This window comes from Fructobacillus apis, from assembly GCF_023893635.1.
Classification (GTDB): Bacteria; Bacillota; Bacilli; order Lactobacillales; family Lactobacillaceae; genus Fructobacillus; species Fructobacillus apis.
Genome location: NZ_JAMWYK010000001.1, coordinates 85,837 through 110,055 on the forward strand (window position 1 = coordinate 85,837; position 24,219 = coordinate 110,055).

The following is a 24,219-nucleotide window of genomic DNA, read 5'->3' on the forward strand; positions in this document are numbered from 1 at the left end:
TTCAAGAGTACTTGCAGATTCTGGGGGATGGTTTATAATAAAGGCATAGAAAAGGCCAGGTAGCGTCAACTACCCGGCTAGTAGCAAACCCACAAAGTGGTGGCTACCCGATTAGATTATACAAATAACCATCTCAGGCTGGCCAAAGCAGAGATGGTTATTTTTTATTGCTAAATTCAATCAACTTAAGAACCATCTTTAGTACGGAGCTAAACATCAAGATGATGAATGATCCGAATGCTAAAGCAAGTTCTATCGCCTCTTTGTATGTTAACAACGGCTTTCCCTTTCATAAATTAAGGGAGTGATCTCTTATTTTCATAAGCATCACCTCCTTTGATTTTTTCGAAGGATAGCCACCAACTTTGCTTGTTTGCTACACGGTCATTATAGCAGGCTTTGCGAAAAAGAAAAGAAGCAAAAAACGCACCATAACGCGGTTTATAAGACATTTAAGTTCAGATTATATACACAAATTTTCATCCCCAAATTTTGAGTAAAAGGATAAAAAAGACGAGCACGAGGCTCGTCTTTTTTTCTTTGATTTTATTGGTGAATACGAGAATTTAGACAAATTATTGTAAGTGCACCTGATAAGCAGCAGGTGTCATTTGCACTTTTTTTTTTCGAAGTCATCACCTTGAATCTTATAAAACTGCACCTGGTTAACATCATTTTTAGCTAAGTCAGTGAACTTATATAAACGATAGATCACGTAGTTCGATTTATTTTCAACAGCGAATTCATACTCGTTTTGACTCATATAAAACGGCGTATTTGAAGAGCCATTAGTGGTCTTTACCTCGATGTATAACGGACTGCCGTCGATGTTGTATGAAAGAATATCATATCCGTCACCATCCCCATCTTTTGAAACACGCTTAACCATTGCTTGTAATTGAGGATAATCGACAAGCCGCTGCTTCTCGTATTCTAAGACAAGTTCTTCTCCACTCAAACCTAATTCTTGGTTCTTTTCATGCTGGGCAAGGTAATCTTTTTTTTTAGCTATTCTTTTCTTTTTACCAGAACTATTTTTTCGAGTCTTTCGAGAAACGGGACGTTGCTTTTCAATAAGTTTAGCTTCCGATAACTTATCTGTAATGGACACCGTTTCCTGTACGTTATTCGTGAAAGAAGCATTACGTTGATAATTCAAAATATAGGTAACACTCTCGGTGAGATCCCCAGCATCTTGCATTAAGGACTTAACGTCCATTAGCTTCGACCACATCAGCTCAACGTCCTTTACCAAAACAGAATTGCCTGGAAGGTCATTCGCATCATACTCAATACTATAAATTTCACCAGCTTCATAGCCCAAAGCTAACTTACTCGATTTTGAACTAGTAGTTGCTAGCTTCATAGGTAGTGCCGTATTTCGAATGGACAATTTCGATTGGAAATAGGAAGAAACTTCTTTTACTTTGTCCACGGCTGATTGTTCAAAGTTGTCATTCTTAAATTCTTTTTCCCAAAAAGTCCACCCTTGATTAAGTGAAAGATAGACACGTTTCATATCTTCTGAAAAAAGATAAACAACAAAGAAACCACGTTGTACAGAAGTAGTCATTTCAGTATCGCAAATGGCAATCCAGGGGGCTCCAGCCCATCCACCTGAGCCTCCAGACCCATAGACTTTGATCTTATCATTATTGAACGACAACTCGTCAGCATCAAATCCACGACGCAACGTTGCCGCAAGCCAATTCCCTGCAAAATCTTTTTTTGTTTCTGTTAAATAATTGTTTAATACAGTTTCCAGTGTATCGTGTATGTTCATCTTAAACTTCCTTTTATACTATCCACAGATAATTGTATAACAAATATTCTATTTTAGAATAAAAAGAAATATTCTCTTGGCAGGCCTCATCCCCCATCTTTTCCTTCCACACACTCTCGCTGCTCGCCGCCATTCCCTGCTGTTGGTGCGCACCAGGGCAAACAAAAAAGCCGGCCCGGGACGGGGCCGACTTTTACAGCTTAAATAACTTACTTAATCACGATTTCTTCAATGTCACCGAGGGCGTCGATCATCGTGTTGATGGCACCCAACTGTGCGTAACGGTTGTTCTTCACCGCTTCGTCATCGTCGTTTACCATCGTGTGGTCGAAGTAGGCCGCAATTGGCGCCTGCAACTTGGCCAATGCCTGGTAGATGGCTTCCGCCCCTTCCGGCTTCAACGCGTCCACTGACATATCCTTGGTTGCTTCGTACAAGGCCTTTTCCTGGTCGTTTGCGAGAAGCGCTGGGTCTACCGGAGCCTGCACAGGTTCCTTCTTCGCCAAGCGGGCCACACGTGACAAGGCTTCCATGACGTCACGGAAGTCTTCGTCTTCGCTGTGCTTTGCCAAGACCTTCGTCCGGTCCGCCACGTAAACGTAGTCTCCGATAATCACGTTGGCCGTTCCAGCCGTCACAATGTCCTTGCGGATACCAGCGTCAAGCGCTTGCTTGCGCACACGGTCCGTCAAGAATGACAAGACCATGTTCAAGTTGGCGTCGGTCACTTCGCCGTTTGCCTGCTTGAAGGCCGTCAAAATGTCCAAGAGGTTCACGTGCCAATCGTGTGCTTCCAAGGTCTTCACAACCCCGGCTGCGGCACGACGGAGTCCGTAAGGGTCGTTGGCACCAGATGGAATCATGTCGTGGGCAAAGAAGGTCACGATGGAATCAAACTTGTCGGCCATGGCCAAAACTGCACCAACCTTCGTCTGGGCAACTTCACCTTCGGCTGACGTTGGCAAGTAGTGCTCGTAGATGGCCTTAGCGACGGCGTCGTTTTCGCCCATCATCTTGGCGTAGTGTTCACCCATCACACCCTGGAGTTCGTCGAATTCACCGACCATCCCCGTCATGAGGTCAAACTTGTAGATTGAAGCTGCGCGCTTCAAGTCGGCCTTTTCTTGAGCGTCCAAGTTCAAGGCGTCGGCCATCTGGGCTGACAAGCCAGACACGCGTTCCATGTGTTCGTAGACCGTTCCAATCTTTTCGTGGAAGACGAGCTTCTGCACACGTTCCATGTAATCGGCGATGGTCTTTTGCTGGTCTTCCTTGTAGAAGAAGGCCGCGTCTTCCAAACGGGCAACAAGCACCTTTTCGTTACCACGGGCAACGTTTTCAAGGTGTTCATCGTTTCCGTTACGGACGGACAAGAAGTGTGGCAAGAGGTCGCCAGCTTCGTTTGTCACGAAGAAGAAGCGTTGGTGGTCACGCATTGACGTGATCAAGACTTCCTTTGGCAAGGCCAAGTACTTCTCGTCGAAGTTTCCGGCAAAGGCCGTTGGCCATTCGACGATGTTGTTCACTTCTTCCAAGAGGTCAACGGCGAGTTCAGACTTCAGGTCGAGCTGCCAGTTGTTCTTCTTGGCGATGGCGTTCAATTGGTCTTCAATCGTTTGCTTACGCTTGTCGGCGTTCACCATGACAAAGGCAGCTTCGAGGGCTGATTCGTAGTCCTGGGCGGATGCGACTTTGATATCATCAGTGGACAAGAAACGGTGACCACGGGTCGTGTTCCCCGCTTCGACGTCGAGCACTGAGAATGGCACGACTTCGTTGTCCAAAAGTGACACGATCCAACGGATTGGACGGATGTAATGGAAGCTGTGGTTCCCCCACTTCATGTAAGTGGTGAAAGTCATTTGTTCAACCACTTCCTTACCGATGAGGGCGAGGATTTCCTTGGCAGGCACACCGGCGATTTCCTTCTTAGCCCAGAGGTAACCGTCCTTTTCCGTCAATTCTTCAGGCGTCGTCCCCTGTCCGCGGGCGAACCCTTGGGCGGCCTTTGACCAGTTCCCTTCGTCGTCCTTGGCGCGATCCACGGCTGGTCCACGCTTTTCTTCTGAAATGGATTCAGAACCATCGGCCAAGCCTTCAAGTGAGACGGCCAAACGACGTGGCGTTGAGAAAGGCTTGATTTCTTGAACGGCCAAACGGTGTTCGTCCAAGAAGTCCTTCACGCGCTTTACTAATTGCTTTTCAGAAGACGTCACCAAGTGGGCGGGCATTTCTTCCAAACCAATTTCTAAGATGTAATCTGCCATTAGTTCTGCTCCTCTTTCTTCGTGTACTTACCCTTTTCACCAAGGTACTTGTCGCGCAAAGCTTCGTCCTTCAACAAAGGGAAGCCAAGCTTGGCACGTTCTTCGATGAAGACCTTTGACACCTGACGGGCCATCGCACGGATGCGGTGCAAGTAACCGGCACGTTCCGTAACGGAAACCGTTCCGCGGGCGTCCAAGAGGTTAAAGGTGTGGGATGACTTCAAAATGTAGTCGTAGGCTGGGTGAACGAGACCCAATTCCAAGTTGTGCTTGGCTTCGGCTTCGTAGTCGTCGAAGTGGCGGAGCAACATGTCTTGGTTTGATTCTTCAAAGGCGTACTTTGAGTGTTCGTATTCCGGTTCCTTAAAGATGTCACCGTACAAAACGCCGTGACCCCATTCGAGATCGTAGACCGTTGGCACGTCTTGGATGTAAGAAGCCAAACGTTCCAACCCGTACGTGATTTCGGCAGTGACAGAATCAACTTCGATTCCACCAACCTGTTGGAAGTACGTAAACTGCGTCACTTCCATACCGTCGAGCCAAACTTCCCAACCGATACCGGCGGCACCCATTGATGGGTTTTCCCAGTTATCTTCCACGAAACGGATGTCGTGTTCCAAAGGCTTGATACCCAAGGCTTCCAATGAAGCGAGGTACAATTCCTGGATGTTATCAGGTGATGGCTTCATCACCACTTGGAACTGGTGGTGTTGGAAGAGACGGTTTGGGTTGTCTCCGTATCGACCGTCGGCCGGACGACGGGATGGTTGCACGTAGGCGGCCTTCCATGGTTCCGGTCCGTTGGCACGCAAGAACGTGTATGGACTCTGCGTTCCAGCACCGACTTCGTTGTCATAGGCTTGCATCAAGTTGGCGCCCTTTTCGGCCCAGAACTCTTGCAAGGTTAAGATAATATCTTGTACAGATAATGCATCATTTGCCATGTTAATCTTCCTTTTTATAACTATACTTACTTACTCAAAGCGATTCGGATGAGACTTTGCCAGCTTATTGATTCTCAGCGTCGAGCGTCTTGAACTTCTCTTGCATCGTCTTGTTTCCCCGGGTCAACTTCTTGACGGTGACGTCATCCAGCTTGGCGTTGGCCAACCGGAGTTGGTTTCCCGACGTCTGCAACTTCTTTTTGACCTCTTCCATTCGGCGGATGGCCTTGTCGATTTCCTCGATGGCCTCGCCGAAGTTCTTGGAATAGGACTGGTAGTTCTTCGCGAACTTGTTCTTGAAGTTGTTAATGTTGTCTTCGAAGTTCGTGATGTCGATGTTCTTGTTCTTCTCTTCGATCAACTGACGCTTGTACGACACGGAGTCGAGCGCGGCGTTTCGCAGCAGCCCGATGAAGTGAACGAAGAACTGGGGACGAATCACGTACATCTTCTCGTAGTTTGCCACCTGAACGATTCCCGTGTTGTAGTAGTCGTTGTCGGCTTCCAACATCGAAACGAGCACGGCGTACTCAGTGTCCTTCTCCTTGCGGTCCTTGTCCAGTTCCTTGAAGAAGTCCTCGTTCTTATGCTTCTTTTCGGTCGAGTCGGCCTCGTTTTTCATGTCAAACATGATGGAGATGAACTCGACGCCGTCCTGGTAATCGCGGAAGATGAAGTCCCCCTTCGAACCAGACTCCTTTGAAACCTCGTTGTCCTTTTCGAAGTAGGCGTTTGGAAAGGCGTAGGGCCGCACCTTGTTAAACTCTTGATGCGCGTACACTTCAAGCGACTCCCCAATTTCCTTGGTGGACTGGCGGGCCTTGAAGTCCTGGTAGAAGGCCACCTTTTCCTCGGCTGCCTTCAGCTGGGCTTCAAACTCGGCCTTCGTCTTGACCAGGGCCAGTTCCTTGTCGCGGTCCTGGTTGTTGACCTGGTTCTTCAGCTCGAAGACCTGTTGCTCGAGGTTCTGCTTTTCCTGACCAGCCGCCTCTTTTTGCTTGTTCAGATCAGCCTGCAGGCGCTCCTTTTCGGCCTGGTAGGCGTTTTGAAGCTGCTTTTCCTGCTCGGCCAAGGCCAGGGCTTGCTTGGAAGCTCCCTGATCCTGTTGGCTCTTTAATTCGGCCTTCAGGTTGGCGAGTTCTTCTTTGAGCTTGTTCGTCTCCTCTTCAGCCTTTTTGCTTTCGGCCTGTTTAGCCTCTGTCAAATTCACGGCCGCGGATTGCTTTTCTTGTGCGATACGCGCCTCTAAGAGCTCTTCTTGGCTCTTTTGCCAGGCTGCCTTCTCAGAAGCAAGCTTCTGCTCGAAAGCGGCTTGCACGGCGCTTGATAAGCCTTCGGTGTCAACCTTTTGCTCATCTTTTAAATCAATGGTGTCACCCACCTGACCGGCCTGGTCTAATACCAGTGTCGTTTCGGATGCCAGGTGGTAGGAAAGTTTTGCCATAACGCCTCCTTTTTTTAGACAAAAAACCGCGCCAAACGGTCCAATGCCAAAGTTCATTGACATCAGGACGCTTGCGCGCGGTTCCACCTGAATTCCAGGGCTTCAAAGAAGCCCTGACACTTTCGTTGATATTCAACTCCTCGGGTTCCAAACCGAATCAACGTCGAATTGCTTATCCATATTATGCTATTTCTTGCTAAAAAAGGCAAGAAAAAAAGCAGCACATTTTATCATTTTACATAAAAAAGGCCCAAGCTATTCAGCTTGAGCCTTTTAATAAATGAGTGAATTAGATCTTCATCAAATCCGCTTCCTTTTCAGAAGCAATCGTGTCGATGGACTTGATGTTTTCGTCCGTCAACTTTTGAATCTTGTCTTCGTGGTCGCGAACTTCGTCTTCCGTCAAGTCCTTGTCCTTCTTGATCGTATCCATGGCGTCACGACGGACGTTACGGATAGCAACCTTAGACTTTTCGGCTTCGGCCTTCACTTCCTTTGCCAATTCCTTACGACGTTCTTCCGTCATTTGTGGAATGGCCAAGCGGATGATGTTTCCATCAGAAGCTGGGTTCAAGCCCAAGTCAGACATGTTGATGGCAGCCACTATGGCATCCAAGGCGTTCTTATCAAAGGGCGTAAGCAAAAGCATACGAGCTTCGGGAACAGAGATGGAAGCCACTTGGTTCAACGGTACCATGGCACCGTAGTATTCCACTTGGACACGGTCCAAGATACGTGGGTTGGCACGTCCAGTACGGATTTCGGCCAATTCACGACGCAAGGCGTCTTGGGCCTTTTGCATCTTTTCTTTTGTTTGATTAAAATCAATCGCCATGATTATTCTTCTCCTGTGACGGTCGTTCCGATTTCTTCACCGGCAATGACCTTTTGAATATTACCTGATTGGTTTAAGTTGAAGACGACCAAAGGCATGTTGTTGTCCATTGACATCGTTGATGCCGTGGCGTCCATGACCTTCAAGCCCTTCTTGATGATGTCCAAGTGCGTCAAGTGTTGGAACTTTTGTGCATCTGGGTTCGTCCGTGGATCAGAGTCGTAGACTCCGTCAACACCGTTTTTAGCCATCAAGATAGCATCGGCGTTAATTTCGTTGGCACGCAAAGCGGCCGTCGTATCCGTTGAGAAGTAAGGTGAACCCACACCAGCAGCGAAAATCACGATGCGACCCTTTTCCAAGTGGCGAATGGCACGCCCACGGATGTAAGGTTCCGCGATTTGTTGCATGGTAATGGCTGTTTGAACACGGGTTGGTACGCCAGCACGTTCCAAAGCATCCTGCAAAACCAAGGCGTTCATGGTCGTTCCAAGCATACCAGTGTAGTCAGCTCGTGAACGTTCCATTCCAACCTTAGAAGCTGGTTCACCACGCCAGAGGTTACCACCACCAACAACGATGGCGATTTCCGTTCCCATATCGTGAACGGACTTGATTTCTTGAGCGATTGAAGAAACCGTCTCCAAATCAATTCCCTGACCCTTAGCACCTGCCAAAGCTTCTCCAGAAAGCTTCATCAAAACACGTTTGTACTTCTTATCAGTCATGGTGTCTCCTTTTTTCTTAACATCCATTATATCAGAGCGCGACAAAAACGTCCGTAAAAAAAGTGTCCAAAATAACACTTGGACACTCTTTTTTAAAGGTCTTATTGACCGATTTGCTTAGCAACTTCGTCTGCCAAGTTTGTGTTTTGCTTTTCGATTCCTTCACCAACTTGGTAACGAACGAAAGACTTAACCGTCATGTTGTTTGCTTCAACGAATTGTGCAACCGTTTGGTCACCATTCTTAACGAATGGTTGGTCCAACAATGAGATTTCAGCCAAGAACTTCTTGATACGTCCTTCAACCATCTTTTCCTTGATGTTGTCAGGCTTTCCGTTCAAGTCTTCAGAAGCCAATTGAACTTCCTTTTCCTTTGCCACAACTTCGGCAGGAACGTCTTGATCTGAAACGTATTGTGGGGCGATGGCTGCGATGTGCATGGCAACGTCACGGGCTGCATCAGCGTCTGAACCTGAGAATACGGCCAATGCTGAGATTGATCCACCCATGTGTGAGTAGCAACCGAATACTTCGTCGTCTGACTTAGTAGCCGTTTCGAAGCGACGGAGCGTGATCTTTTCACCAGTGATTTGTGACACGTTGATGATCAAGTCGTTCAACGTACGTCCATCTTCAACTGGCAATGCCAAAGCAGCTTCAACATCAGCTGGTTCTGCGGCCAAGATCGTCTTTGCAACAGTAGCCAAAAGGTCGTTGAATTCCTTGTTTCCGGCAACGAAGTCCGTTTCAGAGTTCAATTCGATGATGGCAGCCTTGTTACCTTCTTCAGTAACGTAAGTCATACCCTCAGCGGCGACACGGTCACCCTTCTTGGCAGCCTTGGCCATACCCTTTTCACGCAAAAGGTCGATTGCCTTTTCCATGTCACCTTCGGCTTCAACCAAAGCCTTCTTGGCGTCCATCATTCCAACAGACGTCTTATCACGTAATTCCTTTACCATCTTTGCTGTAACAGCCATGAGATTGCTCCTTTATTTCTACATATAAAAAGCCGTTCCAGCGTCCCAAGCAGGTCCACCGGAACGGCAAATCAGATACTAAATTGCTTAGTTGTCCTTTTCGACAATGTCAGTAATTTCTTCGATTGATTCAGTGTTTTCGTCACCTTCGATGAAAGCGTCTTCAGCTGATTGGTCTTGACCTTGGCGGCCTTCGATTACAGCATCCGCCATCTTTGAAGTGATCAAACGGATGGCACGGATTGCGTCATCGTTTGCAGGAATCTTAACATCGATGTCATCAGGGTTAGCGTTCGTGTCGATCATAGCCACAACTGGGATTTTCAACATGTTTGCTTCCTTAACAGCGATTTCTTCCTTCTTAGGATCAACAACGAACAAAACGTCAGGCAAGTCTTGCATGTCTTCGATTCCACCCAAGAACTTGTCAAGCTTTGCGTATTGCTTCTTCAACAATACAACTTCCTTCTTAGGCAAACGTTCGAAAGTGCCGTCTTGTGACATCTTTTCGATGTCCTTCATGCGCTTTACACGAGTCTTGATCGTGTTCCAGTTCGTCAAAGTTCCACCCAACCAACGGTGGTTGATGTAGAATTGTCCGGCACGTGAAGCTTCTTCTGCGATTGCGTCTGAAGCTTGCTTCTTCGTACCAACGAACAAGATGTTTGCGCCGTCTGCTGATGCGTTACGGATGAAGTTGTAAGCTTCATCAACCATCTTCACCGTCTTTTGCAAGTCGATGATGTGGATTCCGTTACGTTCCGTAAAGATGAACGGTGCCATCTTTGGGTTCCAGCGACGAGTTTGGTGTCCAAAGTGAACTCCTGCTTCGAGGAGTTCTTTCATACTAATAACTGCCATGTTTGGCCTCCTAGGTTAAACCTCCGACCGATTCAAGGTTCGCATGAACATTGCTGCACCTATGCGTTCTCCTCGGTCGTGTGTATTTTTTTGTTGCGATTTCACAACGGTTAATAGTTTACAGGATAATCCCTACCCTGACAAGCATTTTTAACTATTTTCGCCAGATTTTTTCATCAACCTGGTGTTCTTTCAAATATTGTTCCTTCTTGACCCGTGATAAGGCTTTAAAAGTCGCTTCCGCATGCATCGCGTCGCGCTTGTTATCAAAGGTCTCGAAATGAATGAGTTGCAAGGGATGACGGGACTTCACCCGCGTAAACTTTGCCCCCTTGCCCGACTCATGCACTTTGAAGCGTCGCCTGGCATCATCGGAATAGCCCCCATAGAAAAAGCCGTCGGCGGTGTATAGGACGTAGAAGTCGTATGTTTTGTTGGTCTCGGTCATGAAAGGACCTGCTCCTTTAATTTTCTATCAAGTAAATGCTTTTCACGCTTTTTTCGATGCCAAAGTCTAAGGCGACCATGCCTTTTTTCCAGCCCATCATTCCAGGCAGACACGGCCATTCCTTAGTCCATTGTCCCAGGCAATCACGGCCATTCCTTAGTCCCTTGCCCCAGGCAAACACGGTCTTTTCTTAGTCCATCGACCAAGGTGCACCGTACAGGATTTCTTCGACCTGCTTCGTGTAGTCGTTTTGATCCGTGTAGGCCACGATTGGTGGCAGAATCTTCACCCCACCGGGACGGCCCTGCTTGATGGCTTCAACCAAGACCATGTTGGCCTCCCGGTCCGCCTTTCCATAAACAAACTGCACGTGCTTCACTTCGAGTCCGTGGTCGGACAGAGCGGCGAAGATGTCGCCGAGTCGTTCCGGACGGTGGACCATAAAGAACTTCCCCTTGTTTTTAAGTAGCTTGTTGGCAACCTGGGCCAAGGCCGGCAGGTCAATTGCCACCTCGTGGCGGGCAATCTGGTAGTGCTCGTCCTCGTTTTGCTTGGTCGTTTCCTTTACGGGGAAGTAAGGGGGATTGCAGAGAACCGTATCAACGGAACCAGGCTTCACCTGGCCGAAGACGTCCTTCATATCGGAGTGAACGACGGAAACCCGGTCGTCCATGTCGTTCAAGGCGACCGAACGAGCGGCCATCTTGGCTAAATCTTCTTGGATTTCGACTAACCGGACCTCGCCAGTGACTTTTTTAGCGTAAAAGAGACCAACGGCACCTGTTCCGGCACCGAGGTCCACCGTAAGCCCCCGCCCCTTCTTGTTTGGGTTGGCAAAGTAGGCAAGCAAAACCGCGTCCAGTGAATAGGAAAACATGTCTGGATTTTGAATGATGGAAACGCCCTGCGATGGCAGACCATCCAGGCGTTCACCCGCTTTTAATTCCGCTTGATTCATTTGCCTTTGTCCCCTTTTACAAGTAAAATTAGAAAGTTAAGTCATACAGAAAGGGACAAGCATATGTTTTATCGCTTTATCCGGGTCTTTACTGTGACCTTGGTTTCTATTATAAACGGACGGACGTATTATTTGAACAAGAACCGTCTGCCAAAAGATACAAATTACATCCTGGCGGCCACGCACCGTACTTGGTGGGACCCCATCTGGTTCGCCATGGCGGCCTACCCAAAGAAGTTTATCTTCATGGCAAAGAAGGAATTGTTTAAAAACTTCTTCGCTCGCAAGTTGATTACGGCTTTGGGCGCTTTCCCGGTTGACCGCAAGAACGCTGGTTCCGACGTGATTCGTATTCCGGTTTCCGAACTGAAGACGGGCGACCGTTCGCTCATCATGTTCCCCACTGGTTCACGTCACTCACAGAAGTTGAAGTCCGGTTCCATTTTGATTGCTAAGCTGTCAGGTAAGCCAATCGTGCCAGCCGTTTACCAAGGCCCCGTGAAGTTTGCGGATATGTTCAAGCGCAAGCGCGTCACGATGAACTTCGGTGAACCAATCTACGTCGACATCAAAGGCAAGTTGACCGACGAAGTCGTTGCCGAATACAACGACAAGATTGAAAACGCCTACAAGGAATTGGATAAGGAAATCGATCCGAACTGGCAGTACGTTGACCCTAAGGCGAAGAAGTAATTTCTTGTGTCACTGAACATTCCAAATCAGAATGCCCATTATATGAAAACAAAAGCACCGAGCAATCCTGCTCGGTGCTTTTTACATTCCACCAAAGAAAAAAGCAGGCTCTCACCTGCTCGTTCTTAGCTAAATTATTTCTTAGCGGCCTTTTGATTCTGGGCCTTCATTTGGCTCATCATCTGGTTCAACTTCTTTTGTGATGGCTTTTGGCCCATTGACATCATCATGGACTTCATCATCTCTTCAGAAATTGGTGGGTTCTTTGCTAAGTATGACTTCATCGTGAAGCGTGCCAAGAAGAATCCTCCGAGCAAACCAACGACCAAGCCCAAAATACCAACTGGTACAAGCATAGTGGTCTCCTTTATGACTAAAATCTAAGAATAAGTATAACACAGGGTGTGAGCAAACTTTTCACGAATTTACACAAGGATACAAAAAGTAAAGAAATGTCTGCTATCTTAAGGAAATCTTACGAACATGCGTTTGCTTTTTCGCCTTATTTTCGCTAGAATTAAGGCAGTATTAATGAGATGGGAAGAACATTATGGGATCTGATTCAAAACAAATTCAAGTACTCCGCTTCATTCACGAATACCAATCGAAGAACGGCTTTCCGCCAACGATTCGAGAAATTGGTGAACACGTGGGGTTGTCCTCTTCTTCAACGATTCACGGTCACATCGAACGATTGATTAAGAATGGTTACCTCTTGAAGAAGGGTGAAAAGACAAAGGCCCGCGCCATTGAAGTGACGGCCAAGGGATTTGAGATGCTCGGTATTTCATCAAACGCCGGTAAGATTCCGGTGCTTGGTTTGGTAACGGCTGGTCAACCAATTTTGGCGGTTGAGCAAGAGGCCGAAGAGTTCTTCCCTATCCCAGAAAACTTGATTCCATACGACGGGGACTTGTTCATGTTGAACGTCCGCGGGGAATCCATGATTAACATTGGTATTTTGGACGGCGACAAGGTGATTGTGCGTCGCCAGCAAACGGCCGACAACGGTGATATCGTCGTGGCGATGAACGATGACGACGAAGCGACGGTGAAGCGTTTCTTCCAAGAAGGAAACCACTACCGCTTGCAGCCGGAAAACGATACGATGGCGCCAATCATTTTGGACCAGGTATCCATCCTCGGTAAGGTGGTGTCACTTTACCGTGATGCGATTTATTAAAATGAAAAAACAAAAAACGAACCCTCGGGTTCGTTTTTTTTAGGCCGTGATGCCAACTGCCCCACTGCAACGCAAATAAAAAAAGGACCGTTAGCGGTCCTTTTTTATATTGCTTAAGCTTGGTGAGCTGCGGCGTAGCTTTCTGAAACAGGCTTCGTCACGATGTCGTTGATTTCACCGAGCAACGTGTTCAACACTTGTTCGGCAGCCATCAAGGCCTTGATCTTTTCGTTTGCTTGCACGTCCTTAGCAACGGCATCCCATTCCTTTTCTTGGTCAGGAGTTGGCGTTTGTTGTGCTTGCATCATCTTTTGGACAGTCATTTGAATCGTTTGGAATTGCTTGAACAAATCCTTTGCTTCGTTGTCCCCTTGAACGGCGTCAAAGGCCGTCTTCCATGATTGGTACTGTTCCGTTTCCTTCAAAACGTTCGCCATTTCGTTGGCGTTATCGTAAATATTAACTGACATGTTTAAATATCCTTTCCAATCTATCAATGGCAGTGGTTCAGCTTAACCGCCAAACCATCCACTAATAGTATCCCACACTTTATTTGCACCGGCAACAGTTGTGTTAATCCCATTTTGAATGTTTTCCTTGGCGTTATCGGCCCAAGTATTCTGGGTGTCTTGTTGCTTGTCCTTCTGCCCTTCTTGACTGGCATCAGCGACGGTGAAACTGCTTTCTTCCGTGTTCGGAATAATCTGACCCATTGAGGTCTTCACCAGGTTACCGATCGTTGACATCAAACCGATTGGCAATGACGAATGGTTATCTTCAATCCCTTCCCAAGAAACTTGCACGACATCGTTGGTATAGGCAACGGCCCATGAATCCTTTGATGAGTTTGAGTTATTTGGGGTGTTTGGGTTTTCCGTCGTACCAGTCTTACCGGCGATCTTGTACTTATCTGGCGCAGCACCAGCACCGGTACCCTTGTAGTAAGTACCAAGCATCATCTTGGTCATCTTGTTGGCAACGGACTTGGAGAAGAGCTGCTCTTGCTTAGCCTTTGGCTTGTCGACGATGACGTTACCGGAAGCATCCACCACCTTCGTGATGTAGTGGGCTTCGGACATCTTTCCTTCGTTGGCAAAGGCCGTGTAGGCACTGGCCATTTGTTGTGGTGAAACCCCGTTCGTCAAACCACCGAGGGCCAATGCGAAGTTCTTATCGTTTGGTGAGAGGTTCAAACCAAACTTCTTACCCCATGAGTAACCCGTGTTTACGCCCATCTTGTTCAACAAGTAGACGGCTGGAATGTTGTAAGAACGTTCCAGGGCTTCGTACATTGGGATGTCACCCGTTTCAACGTTCAAGGCGTTGTTTGGTGAGTAGTTGTTCGTACCGAAGTTCATCTTCTTGTTCGGTAGTTTCTCGTTAATGGAGTGACCAGCGATAACGGCTGGCGTGTAAACGACCAGCGGCTTGATGATAGAACCTGGTTGCAACTGTGACTGGTTAGCACGGTTGAACCCACGGTACGTGTGGGTGGTGTTTCGACCACCGATGACGGCGCGAACCCCACCAGTCTTGGCGTTCAAGACAACCGTGGCGGCTTCAGCCTCGGATTGGTTTCCAAAGAGGTTGCCCTTTTGGTAATCCTTTTGCAAGTTGTCTTGGTCCTTTTGGTTCAAGGTCGTGTAAATCTTGTAACCCTTGTTCATGATGTCCTTTTCGGACAAGCCGTACTTGTTAATGGCTTCGTTGATCACGGAGTCAAAGAACCAAGGGTAACGATAAGATTCCTCACCGGTGTAGTTGTCGGACAAGACGATTTCTTGGGCCTTGGCGTTTTGTGCCTCGGACTTTGAAATCTTCTTGTTTTCATACATCGTTTGGATGACCAGGTTCCGACGGTTCTTTGAACGGGTTGGGTTATCGATTGGGTTGAATCCGGATGGGTTCGTCAGCATTCCCGCCAACGTGGCCGCTTGTTCCGTGTTCAACTCAGAAGCGTGCACACCGAAGTAACGTTCGGAGGCATCTTCAACACCCCAGACACCGTGACCGAACCAGGCGTTGTTCATGTACATCGTTAAGATGTCGTCCTTGGAATAGTTCTTTTCGACCTGGACGGACAAGAAGATTTCCTTGAACTTACGACTAAAGGTTTGGTCCTGCGTCAAGTAGGCGTTCTTCACCAACTGCTGGGTCAAGGTTGAACCACCACCGGAGATGATGTTGGAACCGGTGAGCTTGTTCTTTAACAAGAGGAAACCGGCGCGGGCCAGTCCCTTCACAGAGAAACCGTGTTCCTTGTAGAAGTCCCGGTCCTCGATGGACAGTACCGCGTTACGCAAGTTTGGTGAGATTTGATCGTACTTCACGTACGTTCCCTTCTGTGAATAAAGGGAACCCGCCTTATCCCCTGCGTTGTCGTAGACGTCTGTCGTCTGTGACAAAGAGGATTGGAGGTTTTCGACGTGGGCGTTCTTTGCGTTGACCACACCATAAACGGATGCGGCGGCGAAGAAGGCCATCACGACGACGATGATCAGACGACCGAGTTGGTATCGGTTCCAGACCGGAGCCACACTCTTCCAAAGAGCCGTCTTTTTAAGTGAAAATGTTTTTTTCATCTCGATTCCTAACAGCCATAAGGCCAAAAACGTCTGAATCAGACTTTGCTAAGAAAAACGAATTTTCTAGAATTACATTTCTTTTGGTGCAGAAACGCCCAAAATCTGCAAAGAAGCAGAAAGCGTGTCTGAAACGGCCGCAACTAATGCCAAACGACCGTTCTTGTTTTCGTCATCAGCCAAGATCTTTGAGTTGGCGTAGTACTTGTTGAAGGTACGGGCCAAGTGCAAGGCGAACTTTGCGACGATGGATGGTTCGCGGTTTAGAAAGGCACGGCGAACCGTCTTAGGGAATTCGTTCAACGTGGTGATCGTATCCCAGGTTGCGGCGTCATCCAAGCTGATGTTTGACGTATCCACTTCGACTCCTGCCTTACGCAAGATGGATTGGGCACGGGCATTCGTGTATTGCACGTATGGTCCCGTATCACCTTCGAAGCGAACCACTTCTTCAATCTTGAAGTCGAAGTTGTTCGTCCGGTCGTTCATCAAATCGTGGAAGACCACGGCTCCGGCCCCAACTTCTTCGGCCACTTGGTCCTTGTTGGCCAACGTTGGGTTCTTTTCTTCGATTTGCTTCAAGGCCAACTCGTGGGCGTCGTCCAACACGTCCTTCAACAAGACCACGTCACCCTTACGAGTGGACATCTTCTTACCGTTAAAGGTGATCAAACCGAATGGAATGTGTTCCACGTCGTCTGCCCATGGCAAATCAAGGAGTGAGAGCACAGCCTTCAATTGTTGGAAGTGTTCACGTTGTTCCCCACCAACCACGTAGAGTGACTTGGCGAAGTTGTATTCGTCCTTACGGTACATGGCAGCGGCCAAGTCACGCGTCATGTAGAGCGTGGCACCGTCGGTACGCTTGATCATGGCAGGTGTCAGGTTTTCGTTCACCTTTGAGAGGTCAACGATTTGGGCACCCTGTGATTCTTCCAAGAGGTCCTTGTCTTCCAAGGCCTTGACCACGCGGTCCATCTTGTCGTTGTAGAAGGCTTCTCCATTGTAGGAATCAAAGGTGATGCCCAAACGGTCGTAGATTTCCGTGAATTCCTTTAAGGATTCTTCACGGAACCAGGCCCAGAGCTTATGGGCTTCTGGATCACCGTCTTCCAACTTCTTGAACCAGGCACGACCCTCGTCGTCCAATTCAGGGTTTTCCTTGGCCTTGTCATGGAATTCCACGTAGTACTTCAAGAGCGTGGCGATTGGGTCTGCCTTCACTTCTTCTTCAGAACCCCAGGTCTTGTAAGCGTAGATCAACTTACCGAACTGTGTTCCCCAGTCACCTAAGTGGTTAATCTTCACGGGGTTGTAGCCGTTCTTAGCTGACAAGTTAGCCAAAGCGTTTCCGATAACCGTTGAACGCAAGTGTCCCATGGACATTGGCTTGGCGATGTTTGGTGATGACATGTCCAAGGCGATGTTTGCGCCCTTTCCATCATCGTTTTGACCGTAGTCCAAGCCGGCAGCCAAGACCGTCTTCAACGTTTGCGCCGTCACTTCCTTCTTGTCCAAGAAGAAGTTGATGTAAGGTCCCGTGGCCACGACTTTTTCGAAGGCGGACTGGTCGATGTTTTCAACCAATTCAGCGGCGATCATTTGTGGCGCCTTCTTCAAAACCTTAGCGAGTGTAAAAGTCGGAAACGCCACGTCCCCAAGCTTGGCGTCCTTTGGTGCTTCAAGCTTTGACGTGATGTCTGCTGGTGCTAAATCTGGTAGTACAGCCGAAAGTGCTGTAATCACTGTTTGATGTTCTGCCATAATTTCTTCCTATCTTTCTTTTTAAAAAGAGGACCCGCCCCTCCATGTGTCATGAAGAGACGAGCCCTGCCCGCGGTACCACTCTAATAGTCGGTTGCCCAACCACTTTTTATGAAAATGTTGTTGCTCTCAGAAAAAGTGGCGCGGGTCAGGAGGACTTCCAAGCTTTCACCAACCGCTTGGTCACTGTCTAAGGCCTACCTGCCTTCTTCTTTTTCTGTTATTTTTCTTCTTCAGGTGCTGCTTCTTGAATCACTTCGACATCGTCCATCTTGACAACACCACGGTGGTTCATTTCGTTCACAGCAGGCTGGTCAGCTGGGTCGTTTTCGGTAATTTCAACGAGTAATGCGTTGTCGTAAACCTTTTCGACCTTTCCAGTAAAGGGCTTTTCCAAATTGCCATAGGCAGGTGCCAACAAGATGTCACCTACATGGTACTTTGCTGCTTTTTCTTCGTCTGTTTTAGCCATGTCAGCCTCCCTTTTCGATTAGGTATTTATTATACCATATTTACCGCTGTTCTTGAATATCAGCGACTTGTTTTAAAATCTCTTTTGCGATGGCCAACTTGGAAGCGGGCCCGGCCTCGATGGGCGCTAAGCCATCGCGAACCATCGTGACCACGTTGGTGTCCTTGTCAAAGCCAGCGCCGGCCTTGGTCACGTCGTTCCCAACGATCATGTCGGCGTTCTTCTTTTGAAGTTTGGCCGTGGCGTTTTCAAGCAGGTCCTTGGTCTCAGCTGCGAAGCCAACGACGATTTGTCCCGGCTTCTTGGCCATCCCCACCGTCTTCAAGATGTCGGGGTTTTGCACGAGGTCCAAGGTCAGACCGTCGTCGTCCCCCTGCTTCTTCACTTTGTCTGTGAAAGGCTCTTTCAAGCGGTAGTCAGAAACGGCTGCGGCCGAGATGAAGACGTCGGCATCAACCATCGCTTCTTGCACGGCAGAAAGCATCGCTTCGGCACTTTCGGCAATCCGCACTTTAATCCCAGCGTTGCAGTCTCGCTTGACTGAAGCGACCAAAGTCACGTCCGCACCAGCCAACCGCGCCGCTTCCGCTAACGCGTAGCCCATCTTACCAGACGAGCGGTTGGTCAAAAAGCGAACGGGGTCGATGGGCTCGCGCGTTCCGCCTGCCGTGATGACCACCTTTTGCCCCTTTAAGTGGCTCAGGATTTCGTCTTCAGCAGAACGTTCGTTTAACTCCTCTTCCACCTGACTCACAATCGTGTTGAGTTCAGCAAGGCGCCCCTTGGCTTCGTAGCCTTCGGCCAAGAAGCCAGTATCGGGTTCGACCAATGAGAAGCCGTCTGAGATCAGCGTGTTCACGTTTCGTGCCGTCGCCGGGTTCGCCCACATCTGATCGTTCATGGCGGGTGCCATGACCTTCACGGGTGCAGCCGAGGCGAGGATGGTTTCGAGTAACACGTTATCCGCAATGCCATTGGCCATTTTAGCCAGCGTGTTGGCCGTGGCGGGTGCCACAACCAGGGCGTCCGCCCAGCGGGCCAGTTGCACGTGGGCCACTTCGGCAGTTGCCGCCTGGGATTCGTCCGTCAACACGTCTTCTTTTGACAGGATGGCGAGTGTTTTAGCTGGAATGAAGCCTTCTGCGGCAGCCGTCATCACAACCTTCACGTTGGCGCCGCGCTTCTTAAAGGCGCGCACGAGTTCGGCGGCCTTGTAGGCGGCGATGCCACCAGTAACGGCTAAGAGTATGTTTTTGTCTGACAAAGTCTTTTTCATGACTTATCCTTCAAAAGTTCCTTCTTCAATTGCTTTTTTGCAGTTTGAAACCACTGCGAAGTCACCGATGTAAGGCACGTCGACGCCGTCGACCTTCTGGTAAGGGTCTTCCCCCTTACCGGCAACGACCACCAGGTCGTCAGAACCGGCAAGTGCCACGGCTTCGTTGATGGCCTTGATGCGGTCCATCTGGTAGTTGATTGTGAGCGCGTCGTTTGTGATGGCGTCCGCGATGACCTGGGCGATATCTTCTGGCTTTTCAAACTGGGGATCGTCGGCCGTCAAGAAGACGGTGTCGGCTTGCTTGGACAAAACCTTGGCGAAGTCCAAACGACGGGAGACCCCCTTGTTACCGGGCGCCCCCAAGACGACGATGACCTGCCCCTTTGGTGACTGCTTCTTGGCGAAGGCCAAGAGCGCGTTCAAAGACGTGTAGTTGTGGGCGTAGTCGACGAAGGCGACACCGTGTCCAGGCAGTGCAAGTGAAAGCATGCGACCTGGGATGGTCACTTCGTCCAATCCCTTCTTCATGGCGGGTTGCTTGGCGTCAGCCAAGGCCGTCATCATCAGAGAAGCCACGGCGTTTTCCTCGTTGAAGTCACCGGGAAGGTTCAGACGGTAAGAACCGCTCACTTGCGCGAGTTCCTTCTTGTCGGCCAAATCCTTGGCTTCAAAGTAGGAGTCGTGCAGTTCGGACTTTTGGGATTCGAACAAAACCGTTGGCTTGAAGTTCGCCTTCTGGCATTCCGCGCCCTTGCGGTTATAAGTTAGGACCTGGTCGTGCTTCGAGGCGGCACGGTCAAAGATTTCTTCGAAGTGGTCCATCCCCGCGTTCAAGATGACCGCGTCGGAGTGGTCCAGAAGCATTTCCTTGTGTGCCAGGTAGTCGGCGAAGGTTGGATGCTCGTTTGGTCCGATGTGGTCGGGTGAGATGTTCAGGAAAGCCCCAACGTTGTAACGCAGGCCGTAGACTCGGTTCTTCAGGTAGGCCTGGGAGGACACTTCCATGATGAGGTGCGTCATGCCGTTGTCGACGGCGCGGGCCATGTCCTTGAAGAGCTCATAGGACTCGGGCGTGGTGAGGTCGGACTTCTTTTTGTCTTCTAGATTAGGGCCGACGATGCGGTCGACCGTGGAGAAGAGCGCGGTCTTGCCCTGGGTCGCTTCGTTGAGAATGGCATGGGCGAAATAGGCCGCGGTGGTCTTCCCCTTGGTACCGGTGAAGGCACCGATCCAGAGTTTTTGTTGTGGGTAGCCGAAGTAAGCGGCCGAGAGGACGGCGAGTGCCTTTTGGGTGTCTGAAACGAGCCAGAGCGGCGCTTCGATACCGTAGTCGTGGTCGGAAACGATACCGGTCACGCCGGCAACACCATCGAGGTAGGATTTCTTGAAGGCGCCTTTGACGACGAAGAGCGTGTTGTCTTGCACTTGGCGGGAGTCGTAGTGCATAAAGGCGAAATCGTGGTCGAAGGCGGGGGCTTCGATAAGGAGATGATGCTCGTCGAGGAGCGTTGTCACTTGTTTTGAAGTAATAATCATAGTGCCTATATTATACCATTTTGCCTTCTAAAAAAGGCTGTTCAAAATGAAAAAACGACGGCTGTACCAGCCGTCTTCTTTCGAATGTCAATTTATTCTGCTTTGATTCACGAAGCGTGCACGAACCGCTCTATTTCTCCCAGTTATCCACCAAAACGGCGGACGAAAGGCAGCGGATGCACACGCTCGCTTGCTCATCGACCGCAAGCAACAACATTATCAGCCGCAACCAACAACATTATCGGCCCTAACCAACAACATTACCGCTTCAAAACCACCACTTACCCCCGCTTCATCAACGGTTTCAAGGCGATTGGTGTGAAGATTGTCGTCAATAGGATGACCAGCACCATGTCCGTGTAGAACTGGCGTCCGACGAGCGAAGCGGCCAGTGCCAGGTCCAAGATCACCAGGGCCATCTCCCCTCTTGAGACCATCCCGATTCCAACAACGGTCGCATCGGACTTTGACAGGCCGGTCCAAAAGGACGAGAAGTAAGCGCCAAAGTACTTAGTCAAAATGGCGAGTACCGTAAGCGCAATCACTAGAATCCAAGAATTACCGAGCCCATCGAAGGCGACCTTCAGCCCGATGTTCACGAAGAAAACCGGGATAAAGACCGTGTTTCCAATCAGTGTTATGGCGTGTTCGATACTTGCTTCGCCCTGCTGGCGGGAGAAAATAACCCCGACCATGAAGGCCATGATGGCGCCCGAAAGTCCCAATTCCTCAGCACCAAACGCCGTCGCTAAAATGAGCACGAATGTCAGCGTCAACACCAACCCCGGTTGTGGAATCCGAGAAAGCAAAGGCAAAACGCGTGGTAATCCAAAAGATAGGAGCGCTAAAACAGCAGCCACTACCACAATCATGAAGAGCGTGTCGCCCGTTACGCCAAGGCCAAGCAACGACTTCGTTCCAACGCCGAAGACCGTTTGGAAGACCGTCCACATGAAGACGGCGATGATGTCGTCTAAGACGGCTGCCCCAAGGATGGTCGCACCGGCGTCGGATTTCAGCTTCCCGTATTCCGTTAGGATTTGTGCGGTGATGGACACCGAAGTGGCGGAAAAGAGCACCGCCCAAAGTAAAGCGGTCTCATTGCCGTGGCCCATCAAACGGCCGAAGAAAAAGAAGACGACAAAGGGTGTGACAACCCCGGCCAAAGCGACTGCGACCGCCTGTTTCAAGTGGCGCTTGAGCAAACCGAAGTCCGATTCGATTCCGGCTAAGAACATTAAGAGCAAGAGGCCCATCTCGGCCCAGTGCTCACTTGCACTGTTTGCTTCCAGAAAATGGAGGCCGGCGGGACCTAAGACCAACCCGGCCCCAATCTGTCCGACGACGGCCGGAAGGCCGACTTTTTCAGCTAAGTATCCCAGCAATAAAGCAAAAAACAGCATGCTGGCTAAAGTAATTCCCGTCATAATCATCCTTTCATTGCAAAGAAAAAAGGCCGTCTCAAAGACCGCCTAACTCCCCCGTTAGACTAGTCCTCGAGTACGACCTCGACCAAAAACGTGTGTATCAAATTAATTCTATTTTAGCATAAATGGTGTTTGCCAGCCACAGCACTCTAGCGCTGTTCCTTCTCCCACTTCACCAAGTCTTCTTCGTGTTCGGCGAGTAAGGCACGAACCTCGTCCGTCGAGTGCGTTTCCATCAACGCTTGACGGAGCTTGGCCGCGTGGGCAAAGCCGCGGAGGTAGATCTTGAAGTAGCGCTTCAAGGCTTCGAAGTGCTTTGGCGTAACCGTGTTGTTCACTTCGTCGAAGAGCTCAAGCTGTAGCTTCAGCAAGTCAATCGATTCGGACAGCTTGTGTTCGCGCTCTTCGTGGTTGAAGGCGTATGGGTCTTCCAAGACACCACGACCGATCATAATCCCGTCGACACCCGGGTGGGCGGCGGCGAGTTCGAGCCCGTGCTTGAAGTTCTTGATGTCCCCGTTGATTTGGAGCAGCGTGTTTGGCGCGTACTTGTCGCGCAAAGCGACGATGTCGTCAATCAGTTCGAAGTGGGCGTCGGCCTTGGACATCTCCTTACGCGTGCGCAGGTGGATGGTCAAAACTTGAACGTCGGCCTGGAGAATCTTCGTCAGCCATTCTTCGTACTCGTCGATGCGGTAGAAGCCGAGACGGGTCTTAACGGAAACGGGCAGGCCGGATTCCTTGGCGGCGTCGATCAGAGCCAAAGCCGTGTCGTGGTGACGAATCAGGTCGGAACCGGCGGAGTTCTTGATGACGGTTCCGTCGGGGCACCCCATGTTCAAGTCGACGGCTTCGTAGCCCATTTCTGGGAGCAACTTGGCAGCGCCGGCGATGACTTCGGGCTTGGAGCCCCAGATTTGGGCGATGGGCATTTCTTCGCCATCGGCAACCGCTAAGCGGCCTTGGACGGAGAACTTGGCCTCGGGGTGAACCATGGAGGCGGCGTTCGTGAATTCCGTGTAGTAGATGTTGGGGCCGCCGGCTTTGGCGACGACGCGGCGGAAGATGGTGTCGGTGACGGCTTCCATGGGCGCCATGGAAAAGAATGGGCGCGGTGTGCCGTCTGAGTTTTTGGCGGAATCAACCACCTTTTGCCAGTATGCTGACTTTGCTTGTCGCATGAGAGCTCCTTTTTGGCCCGAGTGGGCTATCGTGAGATTAACTAATATAGTTTAGCACGATTTGCCTGCCCTTTCAAAAGCTGGTCCAGACCGCTTGCGAGCGGCCCAGCTTCGCACTTCAACCACCGGTGTGCCATGCCGTTTATCCGGCCCCGCTTCTCACCCATATAAAAACGCCAGCCGACATCCGTCAGCTGGCTTAAAACGAGTTATTGCTTTGAAACGGCCTCGATTAGAGCACGGAGTGCCCGTGAACGATCGTGGTAGTCGAGGACCTCTTCTAACGGCATCGCAGATAGTGTCTGCCCGTTCTCCCCCAAGATGATGTCCGTGATACCACCGAGTTCCGGTCCCCCGTGGGGTTCGTGCGCAATGGCAACGCCACCACGCTCGGCAACAACAACCACTTTCCCTTCGGGTGAAACCAAGGCCATCGTGGCCAAGAAGTACGCACCCCGCTTCTCATCGGGTACGTCTTTATATAAGTCCAACAGGTAGCGGTTGATGTTTTCAGAACCAGACAGACCGAGCTCCTTCATCTCACGGGCGGCCGTCACGCCGAAACGGTCCGGAAAGGCCTCCAGGAAGAAGCCGGTGTCGTCGGCCAGCACCCACTCATCTGGCAGGTACTGGTGGACAAAGTTGGCCTTGGCCTTGGCGTTGTCCTCGAGGCTGTCCTCGGATTCGGCCGGAAAGGCCAAGCGCTTACCGAGCACCTCTTCGTAGCCAACCACTTCCTGGTCGAGCAAGGCGCCGAACTTTTTCAGCTCCATGATTTTCTTTTGGTTATTCGTGGCAAATACGAAGCGCATGCCTGCCCCCTCTTACATTCGAACACCGAAAAATCGGTC

At 49.8% G+C, this 24,219-nt stretch carries 22 protein-coding genes; 2 read left to right on the forward strand and 20 right to left on the reverse strand.

Annotation, left to right across the window (positions count from 1 at the left end; all coding sequences use genetic code 11):
• Window positions 1-607 precede the first annotated feature (607 nt).
• The 10 genes from NFX39_RS00400 to NFX39_RS00445 form a co-directional block, all read right to left on the reverse strand.
• Window positions 608-1,783, reverse strand: coding sequence for an MrcB family domain-containing protein (locus tag NFX39_RS00400; RefSeq protein ID WP_252441964.1), 1,176 nt, complete (start codon window positions 1,781-1,783; stop codon window positions 608-610).
• Window positions 1,784-1,992: 209 nt separating this feature from the next.
• Window positions 1,993-4,050 carry a glycine--tRNA ligase subunit beta gene (gene glyS, locus NFX39_RS00405; RefSeq protein ID WP_252441965.1) on the reverse strand — a complete coding sequence of 686 codons (2,058 nt, stop codon included), beginning with the start codon at window positions 4,048-4,050 and terminating at the stop codon, window positions 1,993-1,995.
• Window positions 4,050-4,997, reverse strand: a complete 948-nt coding sequence (gene glyQ / locus NFX39_RS00410; protein ID WP_252441966.1) for a glycine--tRNA ligase subunit alpha — start codon at window positions 4,995-4,997, stop codon at window positions 4,050-4,052. The genes glyS and glyQ overlap by 1 nt, the downstream gene beginning before the upstream one ends.
• Window positions 4,998-5,061: 64 nt before the next feature.
• Window positions 5,062-6,441, reverse strand: coding sequence for a DUF2130 domain-containing protein (locus NFX39_RS00415; protein WP_252441967.1), 1,380 nt, complete (start codon window positions 6,439-6,441; stop codon window positions 5,062-5,064).
• Window positions 6,442-6,730: 289 nt separating this feature from the next.
• Window positions 6,731-7,276 (reverse strand): ribosome recycling factor, encoded by a 546-nt coding sequence (gene frr / locus NFX39_RS00420; protein ID WP_252441968.1) that lies wholly within the window; start codon window positions 7,274-7,276, stop codon window positions 6,731-6,733.
• Window positions 7,277-7,278: 2 nt separating this feature from the next.
• Window positions 7,279-8,004, reverse strand: coding sequence for a UMP kinase (gene pyrH / locus NFX39_RS00425; RefSeq protein ID WP_252441969.1), 726 nt, complete (start codon window positions 8,002-8,004; stop codon window positions 7,279-7,281).
• Window positions 8,005-8,105: 101 nt separating this feature from the next.
• On the reverse strand, window positions 8,106-8,984 hold the full coding sequence (gene tsf, locus NFX39_RS00430; protein ID WP_252441970.1) for a translation elongation factor Ts: 879 nt from the start codon (window positions 8,982-8,984) through the stop codon (window positions 8,106-8,108).
• Between the two features lie 87 nt (window positions 8,985-9,071).
• Window positions 9,072-9,845, reverse strand: a complete 774-nt coding sequence (rpsB, locus tag NFX39_RS00435) for a 30S ribosomal protein S2 (RefSeq protein WP_252441975.1) — start codon at window positions 9,843-9,845, stop codon at window positions 9,072-9,074.
• Window positions 9,846-9,999: 154 nt separating this feature from the next.
• Window positions 10,000-10,293 (reverse strand): GIY-YIG nuclease family protein, encoded by a 294-nt coding sequence (locus NFX39_RS00440; RefSeq protein ID WP_252441976.1) that lies wholly within the window; start codon window positions 10,291-10,293, stop codon window positions 10,000-10,002.
• Between the two features lie 190 nt (window positions 10,294-10,483).
• Window positions 10,484-11,251 (reverse strand): tRNA1(Val) (adenine(37)-N6)-methyltransferase, encoded by a 768-nt coding sequence (locus NFX39_RS00445; RefSeq protein ID WP_252441978.1) that lies wholly within the window; start codon window positions 11,249-11,251, stop codon window positions 10,484-10,486.
• Between the two features lie 63 nt (window positions 11,252-11,314).
• Here NFX39_RS00445 and NFX39_RS00450 point away from each other — a divergent pair, with 63 nt between their 5' ends.
• Entirely contained in the window at window positions 11,315-11,944 is a 630-nt protein-coding gene (locus NFX39_RS00450) for a lysophospholipid acyltransferase family protein (RefSeq protein WP_252441979.1), read from the forward strand.
• 134 nt (window positions 11,945-12,078) lie between these two features.
• Here NFX39_RS00450 and NFX39_RS00455 read toward each other — a convergent pair whose 3' ends face one another.
• Window positions 12,079-12,300: a YneF family protein gene (locus tag NFX39_RS00455; protein WP_252441980.1), complete on the reverse strand. Its 222-nt coding sequence runs from the start codon at window positions 12,298-12,300 to the stop codon at window positions 12,079-12,081.
• Between the two features lie 194 nt (window positions 12,301-12,494).
• Here NFX39_RS00455 and lexA point away from each other — a divergent pair, with 194 nt between their 5' ends.
• A complete protein-coding gene (gene lexA, locus NFX39_RS00460) occupies window positions 12,495-13,127 on the forward strand; it encodes a transcriptional repressor LexA (RefSeq protein ID WP_252441982.1) in 633 nt (210 codons plus the stop codon).
• A 113-nt stretch (window positions 13,128-13,240) separates the two neighbouring features.
• On the opposite strand, the gene NFX39_RS00465 is transcribed toward lexA, so the two are convergent.
• The 9 genes from NFX39_RS00465 to NFX39_RS00505 form a co-directional block, all read right to left on the reverse strand.
• Window positions 13,241-13,597: a YlbF family regulator gene (locus NFX39_RS00465; protein WP_252441984.1), complete on the reverse strand. Its 357-nt coding sequence runs from the start codon at window positions 13,595-13,597 to the stop codon at window positions 13,241-13,243.
• 42 nt (window positions 13,598-13,639) lie between these two features.
• The gene (locus tag NFX39_RS00470) at window positions 13,640-15,709 is read right to left on the reverse strand and encodes a PBP1A family penicillin-binding protein (protein ID WP_252441986.1); all 2,070 of its coding nucleotides are present in this window, start codon (window positions 15,707-15,709) and stop codon (window positions 13,640-13,642) included.
• 72 nt (window positions 15,710-15,781) lie between these two features.
• Window positions 15,782-17,473, reverse strand: coding sequence for an arginine--tRNA ligase (argS, locus tag NFX39_RS00475; protein ID WP_252441988.1), 1,692 nt, complete (start codon window positions 17,471-17,473; stop codon window positions 15,782-15,784).
• 220 nt (window positions 17,474-17,693) lie between these two features.
• Complete coding sequence (locus NFX39_RS00480; protein ID WP_252441990.1) at window positions 17,694-17,945, reverse strand: hypothetical protein; 252 nt, start codon at window positions 17,943-17,945, stop codon at window positions 17,694-17,696.
• Window positions 17,946-17,985: 40 nt separating this feature from the next.
• Entirely contained in the window at window positions 17,986-19,221 is a 1,236-nt protein-coding gene (gene coaBC, locus NFX39_RS00485) for a bifunctional phosphopantothenoylcysteine decarboxylase/phosphopantothenate--cysteine ligase CoaBC (protein ID WP_252441994.1), read from the reverse strand.
• A gap of 3 nt (window positions 19,222-19,224) precedes the next feature.
• Window positions 19,225-20,760, reverse strand: a complete 1,536-nt coding sequence (gene murE, locus NFX39_RS00490; protein WP_252441996.1) for a UDP-N-acetylmuramyl-tripeptide synthetase — start codon at window positions 20,758-20,760, stop codon at window positions 19,225-19,227.
• Window positions 20,761-21,041: 281 nt separating this feature from the next.
• Window positions 21,042-22,187 (reverse strand): cation:proton antiporter, encoded by a 1,146-nt coding sequence (locus NFX39_RS00495; RefSeq protein ID WP_252442006.1) that lies wholly within the window; start codon window positions 22,185-22,187, stop codon window positions 21,042-21,044.
• Window positions 22,188-22,336: 149 nt separating this feature from the next.
• A complete protein-coding gene (locus NFX39_RS00500; protein ID WP_252442007.1) occupies window positions 22,337-23,368 on the reverse strand; it encodes a tRNA dihydrouridine synthase in 1,032 nt (343 codons plus the stop codon).
• A 209-nt stretch (window positions 23,369-23,577) separates the two neighbouring features.
• Window positions 23,578-24,180: a non-canonical purine NTP pyrophosphatase gene (locus NFX39_RS00505; RefSeq protein WP_252442008.1), complete on the reverse strand. Its 603-nt coding sequence runs from the start codon at window positions 24,178-24,180 to the stop codon at window positions 23,578-23,580.
• Window positions 24,181-24,219: the final 39 nt, after the last annotated feature.